This window comes from Bradyrhizobium sp. IAR9, assembly GCF_013408065.1.
GTDB lineage: Bacteria > Pseudomonadota > Alphaproteobacteria > Rhizobiales > Xanthobacteraceae > Bradyrhizobium.
The window spans coordinates 211929-232337 of the sequence record NZ_JACBZW010000002.1; the positions used below are offsets into that span (position 1 = coordinate 211929).

The 20409-nt window shown below is 64.4% G+C and carries 14 protein-coding genes; 9 read left to right on the plus strand and 5 right to left on the minus strand.

All coding sequences use genetic code 11. The features are described from left to right. Positions 1-99 precede the first annotated feature (99 nt). On the plus strand, positions 100-441 hold the full coding sequence (locus GGD67_RS06585) for a hypothetical protein (RefSeq protein ID WP_179731710.1): 342 nt from the start codon (positions 100-102) through the stop codon (positions 439-441). Here GGD67_RS06585 and GGD67_RS06590 read toward each other — a convergent pair. Further along, positions 415-4530, minus strand: coding sequence for a GAF domain-containing protein (locus GGD67_RS06590; RefSeq protein ID WP_179731712.1), 4116 nt, complete (start codon positions 4528-4530; stop codon positions 415-417). The two genes, GGD67_RS06585 and GGD67_RS06590, sit on opposite strands and share 27 nt — an antisense overlap. Positions 4531-4828: 298 nt before the next feature. Between GGD67_RS06590 and GGD67_RS06595 the strand changes: the two genes are divergently transcribed. From GGD67_RS06595 to GGD67_RS06605, 3 genes are read left to right on the plus strand one after another with little or no spacing between them, the layout of a single operon-like run. Continuing rightward, the gene (locus GGD67_RS06595) at positions 4829-5881 is read left to right on the plus strand and encodes an Ldh family oxidoreductase (RefSeq protein ID WP_179731714.1); all 1053 of its coding nucleotides are present in this window, start codon (positions 4829-4831) and stop codon (positions 5879-5881) included. Positions 5882-5902: 21 nt separating this feature from the next. Further along, complete coding sequence (locus GGD67_RS06600; protein WP_179731716.1) at positions 5903-7270, plus strand: LLM class flavin-dependent oxidoreductase; 1368 nt, start codon at positions 5903-5905, stop codon at positions 7268-7270. Between the two features lie 15 nt (positions 7271-7285). Further along, positions 7286-8071 carry a fumarylacetoacetate hydrolase family protein gene (locus GGD67_RS06605; RefSeq protein ID WP_179731718.1) on the plus strand — a complete coding sequence of 262 codons (786 nt, stop codon included), beginning with the start codon at positions 7286-7288 and terminating at the stop codon, positions 8069-8071. A gap of 125 nt (positions 8072-8196) precedes the next feature. Here GGD67_RS06605 and GGD67_RS06610 read toward each other — a convergent pair whose 3' ends face one another. Beyond that, entirely contained in the window at positions 8197-8652 is a 456-nt protein-coding gene (locus GGD67_RS06610) for an Lrp/AsnC family transcriptional regulator (RefSeq protein ID WP_179731720.1), read from the minus strand. A gap of 152 nt (positions 8653-8804) precedes the next feature. On the opposite strand from GGD67_RS06610, the gene GGD67_RS06615 reads away from it, so the two are divergent. Further along, the gene (locus GGD67_RS06615) at positions 8805-12254 is read left to right on the plus strand and encodes an indolepyruvate ferredoxin oxidoreductase family protein (RefSeq protein WP_179731722.1); all 3450 of its coding nucleotides are present in this window, start codon (positions 8805-8807) and stop codon (positions 12252-12254) included. A 73-nt stretch (positions 12255-12327) separates the two neighbouring features. Then, positions 12328-13746 (plus strand): indoleacetamide hydrolase, encoded by a 1419-nt coding sequence (gene iaaH / locus GGD67_RS06620; protein WP_179731724.1) that lies wholly within the window; start codon positions 12328-12330, stop codon positions 13744-13746. 121 nt (positions 13747-13867) lie between these two features. On the opposite strand, the gene GGD67_RS06625 is transcribed toward iaaH, so the two are convergent. Beyond that, positions 13868-14779, minus strand: a complete 912-nt coding sequence (locus GGD67_RS06625) for a LysR family transcriptional regulator (protein ID WP_179731726.1) — start codon at positions 14777-14779, stop codon at positions 13868-13870. A gap of 299 nt (positions 14780-15078) precedes the next feature. Between GGD67_RS06625 and GGD67_RS06630 the strand changes: the two genes are divergently transcribed. The 3 genes from GGD67_RS06630 to GGD67_RS06640 all read left to right on the plus strand — a co-directional run bounded on the left by GGD67_RS06630 (position 15079) and on the right by GGD67_RS06640 (position 18478). Beyond that, positions 15079-16260, plus strand: a complete 1182-nt coding sequence (locus GGD67_RS06630) for an HlyD family secretion protein (RefSeq protein WP_179731727.1) — start codon at positions 15079-15081, stop codon at positions 16258-16260. A 117-nt stretch (positions 16261-16377) separates the two neighbouring features. Then, positions 16378-17988, plus strand: a complete 1611-nt coding sequence (locus tag GGD67_RS06635) for an MDR family MFS transporter (RefSeq protein ID WP_179731729.1) — start codon at positions 16378-16380, stop codon at positions 17986-17988. Between the two features lie 28 nt (positions 17989-18016). Next, positions 18017-18478 carry a carboxymuconolactone decarboxylase family protein gene (locus tag GGD67_RS06640; RefSeq protein ID WP_018321513.1) on the plus strand — a complete coding sequence of 154 codons (462 nt, stop codon included), beginning with the start codon at positions 18017-18019 and terminating at the stop codon, positions 18476-18478. Positions 18479-18616: 138 nt separating this feature from the next. Here GGD67_RS06640 and GGD67_RS06645 read toward each other — a convergent pair whose 3' ends face one another. Continuing rightward, positions 18617-19477, minus strand: a complete 861-nt coding sequence (locus tag GGD67_RS06645; RefSeq protein ID WP_179731731.1) for a D-amino-acid transaminase — start codon at positions 19475-19477, stop codon at positions 18617-18619. Positions 19478-19667: 190 nt separating this feature from the next. After that, positions 19668-20399, minus strand: coding sequence for an amino acid ABC transporter ATP-binding protein (locus GGD67_RS06650; RefSeq protein WP_018321511.1), 732 nt, complete (start codon positions 20397-20399; stop codon positions 19668-19670). Positions 20400-20409 lie beyond the last annotated feature (10 nt).

Sequence of the window (20409 nt, forward strand, 5' to 3'; positions counted from 1 at the left end):
TCGGCCGATTGAGCGAGCCGATTTTTCCGAGCGTCAGGTCACGATCATTTCGGCGCGAAGGCCTGTCATCGGTCGCGGATCCCTGGGAGCATGGAACGAATGCATCAGGCCGCCCGCCTGGAGTTCGAGCGCGTGATGGAGGAGTTTGCCCGCTGGCACATTGTGCCTGCGGAGGAGCGCTCGCCCGCGCCCGCCTGGTGGTGGGGACCTGCCATGGCGGTGTTCGACGACCAGGAGCCGATGAGTTGCCCATGGTGCGCCGAACTCGGTTTGAACGAGGGTGCGAGCTTCGCCGAGGGCGCGCACGCGATTCTCGGGCTGTTCGTCGAGCAGACATCGCTGACGGGACCTCAGGATTTTCCGAACAAGGTCGAGGGCGGGGAGCACGACGTCCGCGAGCTGCACCCGCAGCCGTCAGACGACAGCGCGTTTCAGCCGTGACGCCGCAGCTTCAGTAGCGGCAACGTCCGGCTCCGGCTGGAGCGGCGGGGCGACAGGCAGGACCATCGGCCGCAGCAGCTCGGCCATCTGCTTGGCCGGCAGCGGCTTCGAGATCAGGAAGCCCTGCATCTCGTCGCAGCCATGGGTACGCAGGAACGCCTCCTGCTCGACGTTCTCGACGCCTTCGGCGACAACGGTCATGCCGAGCGCCTTGCCCATGCTGATAATGGCCTGCGCGATCGCCTGGTCCTCGGAATCCTGCGGCAGATCGCGCACGAAGGAGCGGTCGATCTTGATGGTGTCGATCGGGAAGTGCTTCATCAGCGACATCGACGAATAGCCGGTGCCGAAATCGTCGATGGCGAGGCGGATGCCGCGGCTCTGGATGGCATCGAGCACCTTGAGCGCGCGGCCGACATTGCGCATCATCATGCTCTCGGTGACTTCGAGCTGGAGCAGCACCGGCGACATGCCGCTGGCCGCCAGCGCCTCGTCGACGTCCTGCAACAGATGCTCGTCGGCGAACTGCCGCGGCGACAAATTGACCGCCATCGACAACGGCAACAGGCCGCGGCGCTGCCAGGCCATGGCCTGCGCGCAGGCCTCGTTGAGCACCCAGCGGCCGATCGGCACGATCAGGCCGGTTTCCTCGGCGAGCGGAATGAACTGAGCCGGCGAGATGTTGCCGAGATCGGGATGCGTCCAGCGCAGCAGGGCTTCCACGCCGGTGATCTGGCCGGTCTCCATGTCCACCTTGGGCTGGTAGTTCAAAGAGAACTGCTCGCGCTCCAGCGCACGGCGCAGCGCGCTCTCCAGCGACAGCCGCTCGATCGACTGCGTCTTCACCTCCTTGGAGAAGAAGCGGTAGCCGTTCTTGCCGTCCTCCTTGGCCAAGTACATCGCCATGTCGGCGTTCTTGGTCAGTGTCTGCGCATCGGAGCCGTTGGCCGGATACATCGCGATACCAATCGAGGCCGTGGTGTGGCACTCGTGTCCGGCGAGCTCCATGGGCTCGGCGAGTGCCGCGAGCAGCCCGGTCGCGATGCGCTGGACGTCGTCGATCTCGCCGCACTGGTCGAGGATCACCACGAACTCGTCGCCGCCGAGGCGCGCCACCACATCGCTTTCCCGCAGCGCGCCGCGCAAGCGGTTGGCGACTTCGAGCAGGAGCAGGTCGCCGGCCTCATGGCCGAGCGAATCGTTGATGACCTTGAAGCGATCGAGATCGATGAACAGCACCGCGAAACGGTGATCGTGGCGCTCCGCCGTTTCGATCGCCCCGCGCAAAAGCCCGTTGAAGGTCTCGCGGTTCGGAAGGTCCGTCAGGCTGTCATGCGAGGCGAGATACTCGATCCGCTCGTCCGCCTCCTTCTTCTCGTCGGCGCGATCGAAATTCTCCATCGCGAAGGACACGTTGTCGGCGAGACGTTGCAACAGCTCGACGAACTCGGCCGTGAAGGTAGCCGGCTCGGTCGACATGTAGATCATGACGCCGACGGCCTGATCGTGCACGATGAGCGGAAAAGCCGCGCCCGATCGCGCGCCGTCGCCGCGGACGACGGCGTGGAATGCGCTGACGCGATTGTCATTGAGATAGTCGTTGCTGATGCAGGGCCGGCGCGTGCGGAACGCCGTGCCGCTCATCCCGCGTCCTTCGGGCCGCTCGGGGTCGATCGAGAGGCGAACGTTCCGCGTGGTGTTGGAAGATGGCCCGGCGCTCGCCACGATCTCCAGCCGGTCGCTGTCGGCCCTGGCCAGCGCGATGGTCGTCGACGTGAACTTGGCACCGTTCGAGGCCGCCAGACAGACGAGATCGAACAGCTCGGCGCGCGACTTCGCCCGCATGATCGCCTCGTTGGTCGCGCTCAGAGCCGCGAACATGCGCGTCAGGCGCTCTTTCTGCGCCTCGGTGCGGGCCTTTTCCTCGGCGCGGTCGAAATTGTCGAGCGCGAAGGAGACGTTTTCGGCAAGGCGCCCGAGCAGTTCGACCAGATCGGGCGTGAATGTGTTCTCCTCGGGCGCGAGGAAAAGCAGGATGCCGATCGGCTCCTGGCCCGCCTTTAGAAGCGGGAAGCTGGCGGCGGCCCGCGTTCCGTCCTCGATCGCCTTCGCCCGCCAGTATGCCGACCGCGGCTCGTTCAGATAGTCGTTCATGACGCTGGGCCGGCGGGTCCGGAGCGAGGTGCCGATGATCCCCTTGGCTTCGGGATGGTCGGCGGAAATGTTGCAGGTCCGACCAACCATCTGCCGCTGCAGGCGCCCCTTTACCGCGACGACGCGGACGAGCTCGTTTTCCTCGTCGATGATGCCGATCGTTGCCGACGCGAACACGTCGCCGAGAATAGCTGCCTGGCACGCGGCCTCGAACAGGTCCTCGCGCGTCTTGGCGCGCATGATCGCTTCATTGGTTGCGCTGAGCGCTTCGAACATTCCGCTCAGGCGATTGCGCTGCTTGTCCACTTGCGCCTTCTCCTCGGCGCGATCGAAGCCTTCCAGCGCGAAGGCGACGTTGGCCTGGAGCTTGCGCAGCAATTCGACGAATTCGGGTGTGAACGTGCCGCACTCCGGGGAGTTGAACAGAAACACGCCTTCGACCTGGTCGCCGTTGAAGAGCGGCAACGCGGCGGAGGACGCGATCCCGTTGCGGCGGGCGCTGGCGTGCCAGGGCGCGATGCGCTCGTCGGCGAGAACGTCGTTGCTGACGGCGGGCTGGCGCGTGCGGAACGCGGTGCCGGTCAGTCCGCGCCCTTCCGGCACCTCCTCGGAGATGGATAACTTGAAGTTGCGAACGTGGTCGGCGTTCGGTCCGTAACAGGCGACGACGCGCAGCAGCCCGGCGTGAGGGTCGACCAGGGCGATGTTGGCCGAAGTGAACTTGGCGCCCTTCGCCGTCGCCTCGCAGACGAGGTCGAACAGATCGGCGCGCGACCGCGCCCGCAGGATCGCCTCTTTGGTGGCGCTGAGCGCCGCATACATGCGCGCCAGCCGCTCTTCTTCCGCAGCGATTTTGGCCTTCTCGGACTCGCGGCCGAAATTATCGATCGCGAACGAGACGTTCTCCGCCATACGCAGCAGGAGCGCGACGATCTCCTCGTCCTTGGCCCAGGAGCGGCTGATGAAAAACAAGAGCACGCCGACACTTTCACCGTGCCTGATCAGCGGCGCGACCACGCAGGCGGCAACGCCAGTGTTGACGTTGGCCTGCTCCCACGGCGTGCCTCTGGTGCGGCTGGCGAGATCGTCCTCGACGATGGCCTTCTGCGTCCGGAACACCTCGCCGGATAGTCCCTTGCCGTAGGGATTCTCCGGATCGATCGAATAGCGCGCCTGGGTGATTAGTGCGAGGTTCTGGCCGGTGGACGCGACCGGACTCATCCAATGCGAATCCGGTTCGCGGAGCAACACGATGGTCGCCAGCGATTTGCCCCCGTGAACGGAGGCGTCACACACGAGCTGATACAGCTCCTGCTCGGTCTTGGCGCGCAGAATGGCTTCGTTGGTGGCGCTGATGGCGCCGAACATACGGTTGAGTCGCCGCGTCGCCCGTTCGCTGGTCTGCCGCGCAGTCTCGCGCGCGAAATTGTCCAGAGCGTAGGAAATGTTGGCCGACATGCGCTCGAACAGCGACACCATCTGCTCGTTCAGCGAGCCGGCTTCGCGGCGGGTCACGTAGAGCACGCCGACGCTCTCGCCGTTGCAGAGCAGCGGCAGCGCCGCAGCCGCGCCAATGCCGGCGGAAGCTGCACCCTGACGCCACGCCAGCGAACGCGGGTCGTTCAGATAATCATTGCTGACGCACAGCTTCTGATCTCGAAATGCCTCGCCGCCGACGCCCGAGCCTTCGGGTGTGCCGGCATCCGTCGTGATCTCGATCGAGCGCAGCCGCGCAATGTCATCGCCACAGCCGGCCGCAAAATGGAGCCGCCGGTCGTCCGCTCCGACCAGAAACACGGCGACAGCCAGGAAATCCCCGCTCGAAAACCCGGCGTTGCAGACCTTCTGGTACAGCTCGTCCGGCGATTTCGCATAGAGGATCGCTTCGTTGATGGCGCTCAACGCCGCAAATGTGCGCGCGAGTGTCGTCGGCACGATCTCAGCTCCCGGGCATTTCTGCCTATTTCTCCCGGGTGACTTTATGAGGGGCCATCGCCTAAGTGGTGGTTATTGCGCGCTGCAAACAATCGATCAAAGTGAACGAGCTGCGAACGACCCCGGGTAAACTACCGAAAATACCGCCGCGCGGGACGAATCCTCAGCGAGAGGCGCGATCTCTTTACGAATTTGCAGCCCTGTATTGGTTTACGGGAGATTGATATCGCTGCCGCGCTTTGAGACGATGGCCTCCAACAATCAGTGCCCGCCAAGGGCAAAGACCCCGGGGAACGCCATGCCGATCGTCACGGCCGATCGCCTCACGCGCGTCAGCGCCGCCCTGCTCCGCGCCGCCGGGGCCTCCGAGGAAGAAGCCGACGCCGTCGCCGTCGGCTGCGTCAATGCCAATCTCGCCGGCCATGATTCCCACGGCGTGATCGCCATTCCCACCTACATCGACCGGATCAAGGCCGGCCACATCGTTCCCGGCGCCAAATGGACCGTGGTCCAGGAATCGCCGACCACGACCGTGATCGACGGCCATTGGGGCTTTGGTTTCCACGTCAACGCCAAGGCGATGGCGCTGACGATCGAGAAAGCCAGGACGGCGAATGTCGCTGCCTGCACCGTGTTCCGGCAAAGCCATGTCGGCCGCCTCGCCGCCTACCCCTTGATGGCGATGCGCGCAGGCATGATCGGGATTGCCACGGCGGATTCCGGCCGCTCGCCGAAGCACGTGGCGCCGTTCGGCGGCAAGGAAGCGCGGCTCGGCACCAACCCGATCTCGATCGCGGTGCCGTCCGATCTCGATGCGCCGTTCTATCTGGATATGGCGACTTCAGCTGTCGCAGCCGGCAAGATCCAGCTCGCGGTCGCCCGCGGCGAGGAGATTCCGACGGGCTGGATCATCGATGCCGAGGGACGGCACACCACCGATCCGACCCAATACCGCAAGGGTGGTGCGCTGCTGCCGCTCGGCGGCACCGAGGGTTACAAAGGCAGCGGCCTTGCTGCGATGGTCGAGGTGCTGTGCGGCCTCCTCACCGGCCTCGGCTTCGGCGTCGAGCCGACGGGGCGACACAATGACGGATGCTTCATGGCGGTGTTCAATGTCGCCGCATTCCGCCCGCTGCAGGAGTTCAAGCGCGAGGTCGCCGAGTTCGCGCGCTATCTGAAATCGACGCCGCCGTCAGAGGGCAGCAAAGGCGTCTACTATCCCGGCGAGATCGAGGGCCTGCGCGAGCAGCAGCGCCTGCGCGACGGCATCGAGATCGAGGATGCCACCTGGGAAAAGCTGCGCGCGCTGGCGCGGGAATACCGGCTCGACACCGTCCTCGATCTGGCCTGACGGCATCAGGAGAACAGCAGCATGAATCGACAGATGGTCCTGGTCGGCTTTCTCCAGGCGCAGAACTGCACCAACCTGCCGAGCTCCTGGCGGCATCCGGACTCGCGCGACGATTCGATGTCGGCGGACTATTATCAGGAGATCGGCAGAATTCTCGAAGCCGGCAAGTTCCACATGGCCTTCTTCGACGACCGCCTGGCGATGCCGGACCGCTACGGCAACGACCACGCCCATACCGTCGAATACGGCATCCGCTGCGTGAAGATGGATCCGCTGATCGTGCTGACCACGATGGGCATGGTCACCGAGAAGCTCGGGCTGGGCGCGACGTGCTCGACCACTTATTACGAACCGTTCGACGTCGCCCGCCGCTTCGCGACGCTCGATCTCATGTCCGGCGGACGCGCCGGCTGGAACGTCGTCACCTCGCTCAACGACGGCGAGGCGCTCAACATGGGGCGCGACTCCCATCCAGAACATGATTCCCGCTACGACAAGGCCGACGAGTTCATGGAGGTCGTGCTCGGCCATTGGGACACCTGGGAAGACGGCGCGCTCATCATGGACAAGAAGACCGGCCGCTTTGCCGATCCGACCAAGGTGAAGCGGCTCGACCACAAGGGCGCGGCGTTCAAGTCACGCGGGCCGTTCACCGTGCCGCGTTCGCAGCAGGGCCATCCCGTGATCATCCAGGCCGGGGCATCGGGCCGAGGCCAGCGCTTTGCCGGGCGGTGGGGCGAAGTGATCTTCACCGCCGCGCGCAATCTTCAGGGCGCCAAGGACGGCTATGCGTCCGTGCGCAACGAGGCCGCCAAAGCCGGCCGCGACCCTGATGAGATGTTCCTCTGCAATCTGACGACGCCGGTCTGTGGCGCGACCAAGGCGGAAGCCGAAGACAGGATGGCGCTGATCAACAAGCTGCCGCTCCAGATCGACGCGCTGTCGCTGCTTGCCGAAGCGCTCAACTACGACTTCGCCTCCAAGGATCTCGATGAGCCGCTGACCACTGACGAGCTGAAGAGCATGCAGGGTATCCTGGGCATCCGCGACGGCGTGCTGAAGAATTCGGGCAAGAGCAATCCGAGCGCGCGCGACTTCGTCACTTTCTCCGGCCGCGGCCAGGTGCAGGACGCAATGGTCGGCGGCCCCAAGGAGATCGCGGACAAGCTCGAGGAGATGTTTGTCGAGCGCGGCTGCGACGGCTTTGTCATCGCCGCGACCTATGTGCCCGGCTCCTACGCCGATTTCGTCCAGCATGTCGTTCCGGAGCTGCAACGCCGCGGACTGTTTCAGAAAGACTATCGCGGCAAGACGCTGCGCGAAAATCTCGGACTGGAGCGGCCCGCGGCCGGCGCCTGGAAGGTGCCGCCGCGCGATGCCGCGGAATAGCAACGAGGACTTGGCATGCGCTGGCTGAAATTTACTGATGCAGGCAAGACCTCGTGGGGAATCATCGAGAACGACAAGGTAATCGCAGTCGAAGGCGATCCCTTCGACGAATGGCAACGCAGCTCGCGCACGCATTCGCTGTCGGACGTGAAGATCGAGTTGCCACTGATCCCCCGCACCTTCTATTGCGTCGGCTTGAACTACCTCAAGCACCTGAAGGAAGCCGCCGACAAGGCCGGCACCGTGCCGGCCGTGCCCGACCGTCCCGAGATCGGCTATCGCGCCCAGAACGCGCTGATCGCACATGACGAGGACGTCGTGATCCCGTCCTTTGCGACGGAGAAAATCCACTACGAGGGCGAGCTCGTCGTCGTCATCGGCAAGAAGGTAAAGCATCTCACGGAGGACAACGCGATGGATTGCGTGTTCGGCTACACCATCGGCAACGACGTCAGCGAGCGCAGCTGGCAGAAGGCCGATCGTAGCCTGTGGCGCTCGAAGAACGCCGACACGTTCAAGCCGATGGGGCCGTGGATCGAGACCGAAGCCGATCTCGAACAGATGGAAACGATCGTCCGGGTCAACGGCAACGAGACCAATCGCTTCGCGACCAACGACATGATCTTCGGCGTGGTGCCGTTCCTGGTCGAGCTGACCAAGTATTTTACCTTATGGCCCGGCGACGTGATCTGGATGGGCACGGACGGCGCCTCGCCCGACATCAAGCACGGTGACGTCGTGGAGATCGACATCACCGGTGTCGGGACGTTGCGGAACAGGTTTGTGCGGGAGGGGCGCTAGCGGCCCCGCAGCACCGGTGCCGTAGGGTGGGCAAAGGCGCTCTTGCGCCGTGCCCACCATCTTTTTCCGTCGTGAAAGATCGTGGGCACGCTTCGCTTTGCCCACCCTACGGCATCTCTCGGGAATCAAAACGGCAGCGACACGCTCGACTTGATCTCCTTCAGCACCACGTTGCTGCGGACGTAGCGGATGCCGGGAATGCGGAACATGAACTCGTCGAGGAAGCGGTTGTAGGCCGCCATGTCCTGCACGACGACGCGCAAATGATAATCGGCGTCGCCCGTGGTCGCAAAGCACTCCAGCACCTCGCGGCGTTTGGTTACCCGCGCGACGAATTCGTCGACGAACTTTGCGTCGTGCCGTTCCAGCGAGACGTGGAGAATGGCGGACATCGCGAAGCCCGCCGGCTCGCGCGCGACCAGCGCCGCATAACCCTGGATGATGCCGGCCTCCTCCAGCGCGCGCACGCGTCGCCAACAGGCAGAGGTGGACATGCCGACCTCATCGGCGAGCTGCTGGTTGGTGGCGCGGCCGTCCTTCTGGAGGTGGGCGAGAATCCGGGTGTCCTGGTCTTCGATCATGGCGACCTCACAATTCAGTCAAATCTACCAAATTTGCCGATGTATTGCAAAATTCTACCGATTATTCACGCCATTGGGGATGAATAGGTAAGACCTACCAGCGTCCCAGGCCTAACCTTCCAGCATCGGCAAGGATGCCGCGGGAGGTCCGCATGGACGCCTTTCCGTCACTCGACCCCTACGAACTCTCCGATCGCTACGATCGCGAACACGGCCGCGTCTTCCTTACGGGCACACAGGCCATCGTCCGCATCGCGTTCGACCAAGTCAGGCGCGACCGGGCCGCGGGGCTCAACACGGCCGGCTTCATCTCAGGCTATCGCGGCTCGCCGCTCGGCGGCATTGACCTCGAGCTCTGGCGCATCCAGGAGCGGCTGAAGCGGGACCGCATCGAATTCCTACCCGCAGTGAATGAGGACCTCGCCGCGACCGCGGTGCTTGGCTCGCAGCAGGTCGAAACGCAAGGAGATCGCGAGGTCGATGGCGTGTTCGGCCTCTGGTACGGCAAGGGCCCCGGCGTTGATCGCTCCGGCGATGCGCTGAAGCATGGCAATGCCTACGGCTCCTCGCCGCATGGCGGTGTGCTGGTGGTCGCCGGCGACGACCATGGCTGCGTCTCCTCCTCGATGCCGCACCAGTCCGACGTCGCCTTCATGAGCTGGTTCATGCCGACGCTGCATCCCGCGAGCGTCGGCGAGTATCTCGCGTTCGGCGAATATGGCTATGCACTGAGTCGCTTCTCCGGCATGTGGGTCGGCTTCAAGGCGATCTCGGAGATCGTCGAGTCGGGCGCCTCCGTCGCGCTGCAGCCGCCGCGCCACTTCCGCACGCCCGAGTTCACGCCGCCGCCAGGCGGCCTGCACTATCGCTGGCCTGATCTGCCGGGCCCGCAGATCGAGGAACGGCTCGAGGCGAAGAAGCACGCGGTCTACGCCTTCGCCAAGGCCAATCCGATCGACCGTCACATCTACGACATTGCGGATGCCACCTACGGCATCGTCACCACAGGCAAGGCCCATCTGGACCTGATGGAGGCGCTGCGGCTGATGGGCCTTGACGAGGCCGCCTGCCGCAGCATCGGCATCGACGTCTACAAGGTCGGCATGGTCTGGCCGCTGGCGCTGCATGACGCCATGGATTTTGTGAAGGGCAAGCGCGAGATCCTCGTGGTCGAGGAGAAGCGCGGCATCATCGAGAGCCAGTTCAAGGAATATTTTTACGACTATCCTGGCAGCAAGCCGGAGCGCATGGTCGGCAAGCACGACGAAACCGGCGCCAGGCTGATCTCCTGGATCGGCGAATTGTCGCCCCGCGCGCTGGCGGGCGTGTTGGCGCGCCGGCTTGATCCGATGTTTCCAGGCCTCAATCTCGCCGCACGCGCGGCCGCTCTGATGCCGGAGGCCGCACGCACCATCAACGTCTCTGGCGCGACGCGCACGCCGTATTTCTGCTCGGGTTGCCCGCACAACACGTCAACAAAGGTACCTGAAGGCTCCAAGGCGCTGGCCGGCATCGGTTGTCACTTCATGGCAAGCTGGATGGACCGGGAGACCTCGTCACTGATCCAGATGGGCGGTGAAGGCGTCAACTGGGCGGCGTCGTCACGCTTCACCGGTCACAAGCACATCTTTCAGAATCTCGGCGAAGGCACCTATTACCACTCCGGCTCGATGGCGATCCGGCAGGCGATCGCCGCCAAGGCCAACATCACCTACAAGATCCTGTTCAACGACGCCGTCGCGATGACCGGCGGCCAGCCGGTCGACGGTCCCATCAGCGTGCATGCCATCGCCCACAGCGTCCGCGCCGAAGGTGTGACGCGCATCGCGCTGGTGTCGGATGATCCGGCACAGTTCTCGCCTGCCGACCTGCCGGCCGGCGTCACCCTTCATCCGCGCGAGGAGATGGATGCCGTGCAGCGCGAGCTGCGCGATGTCCCCGGCGTCTCGGTCCTGATCTATCAGCAGACCTGCGCCACGGAGAAGCGACGCCGGCGCAAGCGCGGGCAGATGGCCGACCCGAAGCGCTTCGCCTATATCAACGATCTCGTCTGCGAGGGCTGCGGCGACTGCTCGGTGGAATCCAACTGCCTCAGCGTCGAGCCGAAGGAGACGCCGTTCGGCCGCAAGCGCCAGATCAACCTGTCGACCTGCAACAAGGATTTTTCCTGCCTCAACGGCTTCTGCCCGAGTTTTGTGACCGTCGAAGGCGCGACGCGTCGCAAGAAGAACGCGAGCCAGATCGACGCGGTTGGGCGCGCCGCCACACTTCCGTTGCCCGCGACGGCGGCACTCGACCGTTCTTACGACCTGCTGGTGACCGGCGTCGGCGGTACCGGCGTGATTACTGTCGGCGCGCTGATAGGCATGGCGGCGCACCTCGAAAGCCGCGGCGTCTCAGTGCTGGACTTCACCGGCTTCGCGCAGAAATTCGGGCCCGTGCTGAGCTACATCCGCCTCGCCTCGAGCCCTGCGGCGCTGCATCAGGTCCGTATCGACCAGGGCGCAGCCGATGCGCTGATCGGCTGCGATCTCGTCGTCAGCTCCTCGCCGAAGGCCTCCGGCACCTACCGCCGCGGCACGCGCGCCGCGATCAACACCGCGGAGATGCCGACCGGCGACGTCGTCCGCTTCCGCGACGCCGATCTCGCCTCCCCCGCGCGCCTGCGTGCAATCGGCCAAGTCATCGGCGAGGGCAATCTCAGCACCATCAACGCCAACGCGCTGGCTGAGCGACTGCTCGGCGATGCTGTCTATGCCAACATCATCATGCTGGGCTTTGCCTGGCAGCGCGGTTTGGTCCCGATCTCGCTGCAAGCGCTGCTGCGTGCAATCGAGCTCAACGGCGTCGCCGTCGAACGCAACAAGCAGGCCTTTGCCTGGGGCCGGATTGCGGCCGCCGATCCGGACTTTTTGCCGAAAGTCGACGAAGCGCCCAAGATCGAGACGCTCGACCAGATGATCGAGCGGCGCGCCGAATTCCTCACTGCCTATCAGGACGACGCCTATGCGGCGCGCTACCGGGCGACCGTCGCAAGGGTCCGCCGCGCCGAAGCTGTCCTGAACAGCGAGGCCCTGACCGAGGCCGTCGCACGCGCCCTGTTCAAGCTGATGGCCTACAAGGACGAGTATGAGGTGGCGCGTCTGCACATGCAGGGCGGATTCCTCGATGAGCTGAAGCGAGAATTCGAGGACGGCTTTAGCGTCCAGTATCACCTCGCCCCGCCCTTCCTGCCGTCGCGGCGCGACGCACGGGGGCGTCCGCGCAAGCGCGCCTTCGGCCAATGGATCCAGATGCCACTCGCCGTGCTCGCGCGCTTGAAGGGGCTGCGCGGCACGCGGTTCGATCCGTTCGGCTACACCCGGGAAAGGCGCACCGAGCGCGAGCTGATTGCCTGGTATGAAGGTTTGATCGAGCGGATGCTCGGCAGGTTCGATGCGGCGCATCTATCAGGTCTGGTCGCAATCGCAGCAGTGCCGATGGACATTCGCGGCTATGGCCCGGTCAAGGACGCCGCGATCGGAAAGGCGAAGATCGAGGTCGAGCGGCTGTTCAATGAACTCCACCCGTCGCCGCCGGCAAAGCTGCGCGCCACCGGTTGACGCGGAGCCGGCGAGGCTTCAGCCTCTATCCCCGGGGGGCCCTGATGGCTGCCCACCAATCGGGTGACGCATCATGGATTTCGACCAGTTGACCCTGACCCAGGCCGCGGCCGCCCTCCGCGCCGGTTCAGTCACGAGTACCGCGCTCACAACGGAGGCTCTTGCCCGCGCCAAGGCCAATGCCGATCTCAATGCCTTCGTCACGCTGGACGAGGCCGGCGCCTTGAAGGCCGCCGCGGCATTCGACGCGACGGGCGACAAGGACAAGCCGCTCGGCGGTGTGCCCGTCGTGATCAAGGACAACATCGAGGTCGCGGGACTGCCCTGCAGTGCCGGCACACCCGCGCTCAGAGATTACGTTCCGAAAGCCGATGCGCCGGTCGTGGCAAAGCTGCGCGCGGCGGGCGCGATCATCATCGGCAAGACCAGCATGCACGAGCTGGCCTTCGGCATCTCCGGCTACAACACCGCGTTCAAGACCGGCGCCGAGTTCGGCGTGCGCAACGCCTATGACCGGGCCCTGATCGCCGGCGGCTCCTCGTCCGGGACCGGCGCTGCAATCGGCGCGCGGATCGTCGCGGGCGGGCTCGGCACCGACACGGGTGGGTCGGTGCGCGTGCCCGCCGCGCTGAACGGATGTGCCTCGCTGCGTCCGACTGTCGGCCGCTATCCACAGGAAGGCATCGCCCCGATCTCGCACACGCGCGACACTGCAGGCCCGATGGCCGCGACCATGGCCGACGTCGCGCTGCTCGATCGCGTGATCACGAATGGCGAGGCGGCCCTACCGGCCGACCTGAAGCAGGTGCGGATCGGCGTCGTGAAGACGATGTTGACCAATCTCGATGCCGATACCGAAACCGCCTTCCAGGCCGCTATCGTGCAGATGAAGACAAACGGCGTCACGATCGTCGAGGTCGAGATGCCGCAGCTCGCCGAACTCAACGGCCAGGTCGGCTTCCCGGTCGCGCTGTACGAAGCCTATGACGACATGGTCGGATATCTCGCCCGCACCGGCACAGGCCTCACCATCGAAGCGCTGGCGAGCGAGATTGCGAGCCCCGACGTGAAGGGCACCTATGATGGCCTCGTCATCCCGCGCAAACTGCCGGGTCCGAACAATACGCTGCTCGATGCCAGGCCGATCTACGACGCGGCGATCAAGACCGCGCGACCGGCGCTACAGGCGCTCTATGCCCGGACCTTCGCCGATCATCGGCTCGACGCCGTCGCTTTCCCGACCACGCCGCGCGTCGCAATCGCCTCCAATCCCGACTCCAGCAGCCTCGAAAACTTCGGACTGTTCATCCAGAACACCGATCCCGGCAGCAATGCCGGTATTCCCGGGATCCAGATCCCGATCGCGCTCGGCGCCACCAGCAGATTGCCGATCGGACTTGAACTCGATGGCCCTGCCGGAAGCGATCGCCGCCTGCTCGCGATCGGCTTGTCGGTTGAAAAGCTGTTCGGACGGCTGCCGCCGCCGCATTGACGCTCTCGTAGGGTGGGCAAAGCGAAGCGTGCCCACGTCTTCTGTCCACCAATTGACAGATCGTGGTCACGGCGCAAAGGCGCCTTTGCCCACCATACGACACGGCCGCTGCCGGCGCGGCTCACGAATACGGATTGATCAGCTTTTGCTGCTCGGCGCTGTGGTGCGCGAGCAGGTCGATGAAGGTCCTGACCTTTGCCGACAGATGATGACGATGCGGATAGACCGCGTTCATCGACAACTCGATCGTCCGATATTCCGGCAAGAGGCGCACGAGACGGCCGGCTTCGAGGTCGTCCTGAATGAGAAAACCCGCCATCAGGCAGATGGCGGCCCCCTCCAGTGCGACCTTGCGCAGCGCTTCCCCGCTATTGGTGACGAAGCTGCCCGAGATGCGTACGGAGGCCGGTGCGCCTTTGCGATCGAGGAAGCGCCATTCATCGCCGAACGGATAATTCAGGTGCCGGCCACAATTATGCGCGGCGAGCTCGTCGAGCTTCTGCACCCGGCCGTGCTTGTCGAGATAATCGTGCGAGCAGCACAGCACGTGACGCCAGGTGGCGAGGCTGCGGACGATCAGGCTTGAATCCGGCGGCGAGGTCATGCGCAAGGCGACGTCGTAGCCTTCCTCGATGAGATCGACGTCGCCTTCGCCCATGCGCAGATCGACCTTGAGCTCCGAATAGGTCGACAGAAGCTTTGCCACGACAGGCGCGACGAACTGCACCATATGCGTGGCGACGTGGATGCGCAGCGTGCCGCGGGGCACCGACTGCAATTCGCCTGCGATATCGTCGGCCTGTTCGATGTCGGCGAGGATCTGGACGCAACGGTCGTAATAGGCCTTGCCGATCTCGGTGAGGTTGACCTTGCGCGTGGTCCGCTGAAGCAGCCTCACCCCGAGCCGGTCTTCCAGCGCCTGAACGTGATTGCTCACCATGGTGGTCGACATGTTGAGCTTGCGGGCGGCTGCAGAGAAGCCGCCGGTCTCTACCACCCGGCTGAAGACTTCGAGGCTGGTCAATCGATCCATGGCACCTGATTATCCGCCTTTGATGGATAATCGCAAGGAATTCACCCCGATTATCTATCAAAACACGGGATTTCACCTCGCATGAAGCTTCGAGTGGAGCAGGACGCATGCGTTAGCAGCAATCGCTCGACGGGCGCGGCAATCCCGCTGGGGCAGTCGCGGGTCTGGTTCGCTAGACATCACAACCAAGGCGACCTCTCCGGATTATCCAACTTTGATGGATAATCCTTCCAGCATTTCCTCGATTATCACCAAGCCCAGAAAGACCAATAGTCTCAGGACGCCGATAGGAGACTTCCATGTCCGAGATGCCCCGCGCCGAGACTTTTCAGCAGGCAACTGAAATCACCCCCGATAACCCCAAGACCCCGCCGACTGCCCCGGCCCGGAACAGGGTGCGGCGCGCGGCGCTGGCGCTCGCGTTCCTCGCGGGCACGGCAACCGCTGTTTATTACGGGCACGATTACTGGACCAACGGCCGCTACCTCGAGACAACCGACGATGCCTATGTGAAGGCTGACTCCACGATCATCGCACCAAAAATCTCCGGCTACATCGCCAAGGTGCTGGTCAGTGACAACGAAAAGGTGAAGGCGGGCCAGGCGCTGGCCAAGATCGACGATCGCGACTTCAGGGCGGCGCTCGACCAGGCCAAAGCCGACGTCGCCGCCGGCGAAGCCTCGGTGCGCAACATCGATGCCCAGCTCGAGCTGCAACAGCCGATCATCGAGCAGAGCACGGCTGACGTCACTGCAGCCGACGCCAACCTGAAATTCGCGCAGGAAGAGCGCGCCCGTTACGACGACCTCATGAAGACCGGCTCCGGCACGATCCAGCGCGCGCAGCAGACCGACGCGGCGCTACGCGCGAGCAGCGCGCAATTGCAGCACGCGAAATCCGGCCTTCTGGCCGCTCAGCGCAAGATCGACGTGCTCACCACCCAGCGCGCCCAGGCGGCGGCCCAGCTCGAACGGGCCCGCGCTGTCGCACAGCAGGCGGCGTTGAACCTGTCCTATACCGAGATCACGGCGCCGGTCGAGGGCACCGTCGGCGCTCGCTCGCTGCGCGTCGGCCAGTACGTGCAAGCCGGCACGCAATTGATGGCGGTGGTGCCGCTCGATGCGGTCTACGTGGTCGCCAACTTCAAGGAGACCCAGCTCACGCATGTGCGGCCGGGTCAGCCGGTCGAGTTGCACGTCGACAGTTTTCGTAATCGAACCCTGCACGGCCATGTCGACAGCCTGTCGCCCGCGAGCGGGCTCGAATTCGCGCTGCTGCCGCCCGACAACGCCACCGGCAATTTCACCAAGATCGTGCAGCGGGTGCCGGTGAAGATCGTGCTCGACGACCACAGCCTCACCGGCCTGCTGCGCCCCGGCATGTCGGCGGTGCCGACGGTCGACACCAAGCAGGCGGTGCTGGCCGAGCGCGAGACGGCGAAGCGCCTCGCCGGCAACACATCCCGCCCGAACGGCGGCTGAAGCCGGAAGGCCTCGGCGGGATTATCAAATCCTGCCGAACGATCCTTCCACAGCTTCATCGATTATCGAAACCATTCGCCTGACGCATCCTGTCTCCGTACCCGAGACGAGGCTTCCATGAGCACGCTGCAACCGACCGTTGACGCCGCCACCAATCTCGCCGCCCCCGCAGCTCCGAGCACGCCGGCCGTATCCGCAAAAACCTGGGTCGCCGTGATCGGCGCGACGCTCGGCGCCTTCATGGCGGTGCTGAACATCCAGATCGTCAACGCCTCGCTCGCCGACATCCAGGGTGCGATCGGCGCCGGCATCGACGACGGCGGCTGGATCTCGACCTCCTATCTGGTCGCCGAGATCGTGGTGATCCCGCTGTCCGGCTGGCTGGCGCAGGTGTTCTCGATCCGGATTTACCTTCTGACCAATGCGATCCTGTTCCTGGTTCTCTCGGCGGCCTGTGCACTTGCGCAGGATCTGCCGCAGATGATCGTGCTGCGCGCCGTGCAGGGATTTACCGGCGGCGTTCTGATTCCGATGGCGTTCACGCTGATCATCACGCTGCTGCCGCGCGCAAAACAGCCGGTCGGCCTTGCGCTGTTCGCGCTGTCGGCGACGTTTGCGCCCGCGATCGGCCCGACCATCGGCGGCTATCTCACCGAAAATTTCGGCTGGGAGTACATCTTCTACGTCAACCTCGTGCCCGGCGCGGTGATGGTCGGCATGCTCTGGTACGCGCTCGAGCCCAAGCCGATGAAGCTGGCGCTGCTGCGCGACGGCGACTGGGCCGGCATCATCACCATGGCGATCGGGCTATCGGCGCTGCAGACCGTGCTGGAGGAAGGCAACAAGGACGACTGGTTCGGCTCGCCCTTCATCGTCAAGCTGTCAGTGATCGCGGCCGTCGCGCTGACCGCCTTCCTGATCATCGAGCTCACGGTGAAGAAGCCGCTGCTCAACCTGCGCCTGCTCGTCCGCCGCAATTTCGGCTTCGGCATGCTCGCAAACTTCCTGCTCGGCATCGCGCTGTACGGCTCGGTCTTCATCCTGCCGCAATATCTATCGCGCATCCAGGGCTACAATTCCGAGCAGATCGGCATGGTGCTGGCCTGGACCGGATTGCCGCAACTCCTGCTGATTCCGCTGGTGCCGCGCCTGATGCAAAAGTTCGATGCACGGATCATCATCGGCGTCGGCTTCGTGCTGTTCGCGGCTTCCAACTTCATGAACATCTATATGACCAATGATTACGCCGCCGACCAGCTGCTGTGGCCCAACGTCGTCCGCGCCATCGGCCAGGCGCTGGTGATGGCGCCGCTCTCGGCGGTCGCTACCGCCGGCATCGAGCCGGAGAACGCGGGCTCGGCCTCGGGCCTGTTCAACATGATGCGCAATCTCGGCGGCGCCGTCGGCATCGCACTGCTCCAGACCGTGCTGACCAAGCGCGAGCAGTATCACTCCAACGTGCTGATGCAGTCGGTCTCGGTGTTCGAGCAGGCCACCCGCACACGGCTGGAACAGCTCACGCAATATTTCGTCAATCACGGCATCCTCGACCGTGCGGATGCGGCGCATCGCGCCTATGTCGCGATTGGTCATATCGTGCAGAAGCAGGCGTACATTCTAGCCTTCAGCGACACGTTTTATCTGCTCGGCATGGCGCTGATCGTCGCGCTCGCCGCGGTCCTGTTCCTGAAGAAGCCCGGCCAGACCTCAGCCGGTGGCGCCCACTGACTCAACCCAGCAAGCAAGGAGAACGACCATGAAACCCCGCATGAACTACTATCAGGCCGCGCCGGATACGATCAAAGCGCTGATGGCGCTGGAGACGCAGATCCAGTCCACGGGGCTCGAGAAATCGCTGATCGAGCTCGTCAAGATCCGGGCGTCACAGATCAATGGCTGCGCTTTCTGCATCAACATGCACACCGAGGACGCCCGCAAGCGCGGCGAGACCGAGCAGCGCATCTACCTGCTCGATGCCTGGCGCGAATCCCCGCTTTACACCGATCGCGAACGCGCCGCGCTGGCCTGGACGGAATCGGTCACGCTGATCTCGCAGACGCATGCGCCTGATGACGTCTACGAGCAGGTCCGTGCGCAGTTCTCCGAGGAAGAGACCGTGAACCTGACCATGCTGATCGGCGCCATCAACGCCTGGAACAGGATCGCAATCGCGTTCCGTGCGGTTCATCCGGTGAAGATGAAGGCGTCGGTGGCGTAGCTCACAACACGCGCCTCAGCGCAGGTCTCGTAGGGTGGGCAAAGCGGAGCGTGCCCACGTTCTGCAGCTAAAGCGAGAGAGGACGTGGGCACGGCGCAAGTGCGCCTTTGCCCACCCTACGGCAGCTGAGTGCGCGGCTCAGACCGCCGTCGCCTTGGCGAACTCCACGTAGATCTCGCGCAGGCGCGTCGCCATCGGGCCGGGCTTGCCGTCGCCGATGGTCTTGCCGTCGATGGCGACCACGGGCTGGACGAACAGTGAAGCCGACGTCGCAAAAGCCTCCTTCGCGGCAAGCGCCTCGGCCACCGTGAACGAGCGCTCCTCGACGCGAAGCTGACGTTCCTCGGCGAGCGCCACCACGGCCTTGCGGGTACAGCCCGGCAGGATCGCATTGGAGTTCTTGCGGGTCACGATGACGTCGTCCTTGGTGAGGATGAACGCCGAGGACGAACCGCCCTCGGTGACGTAGCCATCTTCCAGCATCCAGGCTTCGCCGGCGCCGGCTTCGGCCGCGGCCTGCTTTGCCAAGACCTGCGCCAGCAGGGCCACGCTCTTGATGTCGCGCCGCTCCCAGCGGATGTCTGGCACGGTGATGACGTTGATGCCGGTCTTCGCCGAAGCGGCGTTGATGATGTCCTTTTCCGAGGTGAACATCACCAGGCTCGACTTGACGTCGCCCTTGGGAAACGGAAAGTCGCGGCCCTTGTCGGCGCCGCGCGTCACCTGGAGATAGACCAGGCCGTTGGCGACCTTGTTGCGCGCGATCAGCTCCTTCTGCAGCTCGGTGATGCGCTCGACCGTCTCCGGCAGCTTCAAGCTGATCTCGCCGACCGAGCGCTCCAGCCGCGCCAGATGCGAGGCGTTGTCGACCAGCTTGCCGTCGAGCACGGCCGAGACCTCATAGATGCCGTCGGCGAACAGGAAGCCGCGATCGAGGACCGAGATCTTGGCGTCCGAGAGCGGGACGAATGAGCCGTTGACGTAGGCGATCGGGTCCAAGGCAGGTCTCCTGGGAGGAAGGGGGATTTGGCCACCGGTATAGGAGATTTGGCGAGCCCGATAAACCCTCGATCCGTCATTCCGGGGCATTCGCAAAGCGAATGAGCCCGGAATCCATCTTACCTCGCGTACTGCCGCCCGATGGATTCCGGGCCCGCGCCAAGAGGCGCGTCCCGGAATGACAGGGGAGCTAATGCGACAGAATCTTCGACAAGAACTTCTGCGCGCGGTCGCTGCGCGGCTGGCCGAAGAAATCGTCCTTCGCCGCGTCCTCGACGATCTCGCCGCGGTCCATGAAGATCACGCGATTGGCCACTTTGCGGGCAAACCCCATCTCGTGGGTGACGACCATCATGGTCATGCCCTCATGGGCGAGATCGACCATGACGTCGAGCACTTCGCTGACCATTTCGGGATCGAGTGCCGAGGTCGGCTCGTCGAACAGCATGACGATCGGGTCCATGGCAAGCGCGCGCGCGATCGCCACGCGCTGCTGCTGGCCGCCGGAAAGCTGCGCGGGAAACTTCTGCGCCTGCTCCTTCAGGCCGACGCGATCCAGCAGCATCATGCCCTTCGTCACCGCCTTGTCAGACGACCTGCCCAGCACCTTCTGCTGCGCGAGGCAGAGATTGTCGATGATCTTGAGGTGCGGGAACAGCTCGAAGTGCTGGAACACCATGCCGACGCGCGAGCGCAGCTTGGGCAGATTGGTCTTGGGGTCGTTGACCTTGGTGCCGTCGACGCTGATGTCGCCGCTCTGGAACGGCTCCAGCGCATTGACGCACTTGATCAGCGTCGACTTGCCCGAGCCCGACGGTCCGCAGACCACCACGACCTCGCCCTTGGTGACGCTGGTGGTGCAATCGGTCAGCACCTGGAAGCTCGGAGTGTACCATTTGTTGACGTGGCTGATTTCGATCATGACCGACACG

What these genes read in the sequence shown, in the direction of transcription:
- GGD67_RS06585 (WP_179731710.1), top strand. Translation starts at nt 100, where the DNA reads ATGCATCAGGCCGCCCGCCTGGAGTTCGAGCGCGTGATGGAGGAGTTT.
- GGD67_RS06595 (WP_179731714.1), top strand. Translation starts at nt 4,829, where the DNA reads ATGCCGATCGTCACGGCCGATCGCCTCACGCGCGTCAGCGCCGCCCTG.
- GGD67_RS06600 (WP_179731716.1), top strand. Translation starts at nt 5,903, where the DNA reads ATGAATCGACAGATGGTCCTGGTCGGCTTTCTCCAGGCGCAGAACTGC.
- GGD67_RS06605 (WP_179731718.1), top strand. Translation starts at nt 7,286, where the DNA reads ATGCGCTGGCTGAAATTTACTGATGCAGGCAAGACCTCGTGGGGAATC.
- GGD67_RS06610 (WP_179731720.1), bottom strand. Translation starts at nt 8,652, where the DNA reads ATGATCGAAGACCAGGACACCCGGATTCTCGCCCACCTCCAGAAGGAC.
- GGD67_RS06615 (WP_179731722.1), top strand. Translation starts at nt 8,805, where the DNA reads ATGGACGCCTTTCCGTCACTCGACCCCTACGAACTCTCCGATCGCTAC.
- iaaH (WP_179731724.1), top strand. Translation starts at nt 12,328, where the DNA reads ATGGATTTCGACCAGTTGACCCTGACCCAGGCCGCGGCCGCCCTCCGC.
- GGD67_RS06625 (WP_179731726.1), bottom strand. Translation starts at nt 14,779, where the DNA reads ATGGATCGATTGACCAGCCTCGAAGTCTTCAGCCGGGTGGTAGAGACC.
- GGD67_RS06630 (WP_179731727.1), top strand. Translation starts at nt 15,079, where the DNA reads ATGTCCGAGATGCCCCGCGCCGAGACTTTTCAGCAGGCAACTGAAATC.
- GGD67_RS06635 (WP_179731729.1), top strand. Translation starts at nt 16,378, where the DNA reads ATGAGCACGCTGCAACCGACCGTTGACGCCGCCACCAATCTCGCCGCC.
- GGD67_RS06640 (WP_018321513.1), top strand. Translation starts at nt 18,017, where the DNA reads ATGAAACCCCGCATGAACTACTATCAGGCCGCGCCGGATACGATCAAA.
- GGD67_RS06650 (WP_018321511.1), bottom strand. Translation starts at nt 20,399, where the DNA reads ATGATCGAAATCAGCCACGTCAACAAATGGTACACTCCGAGCTTCCAG.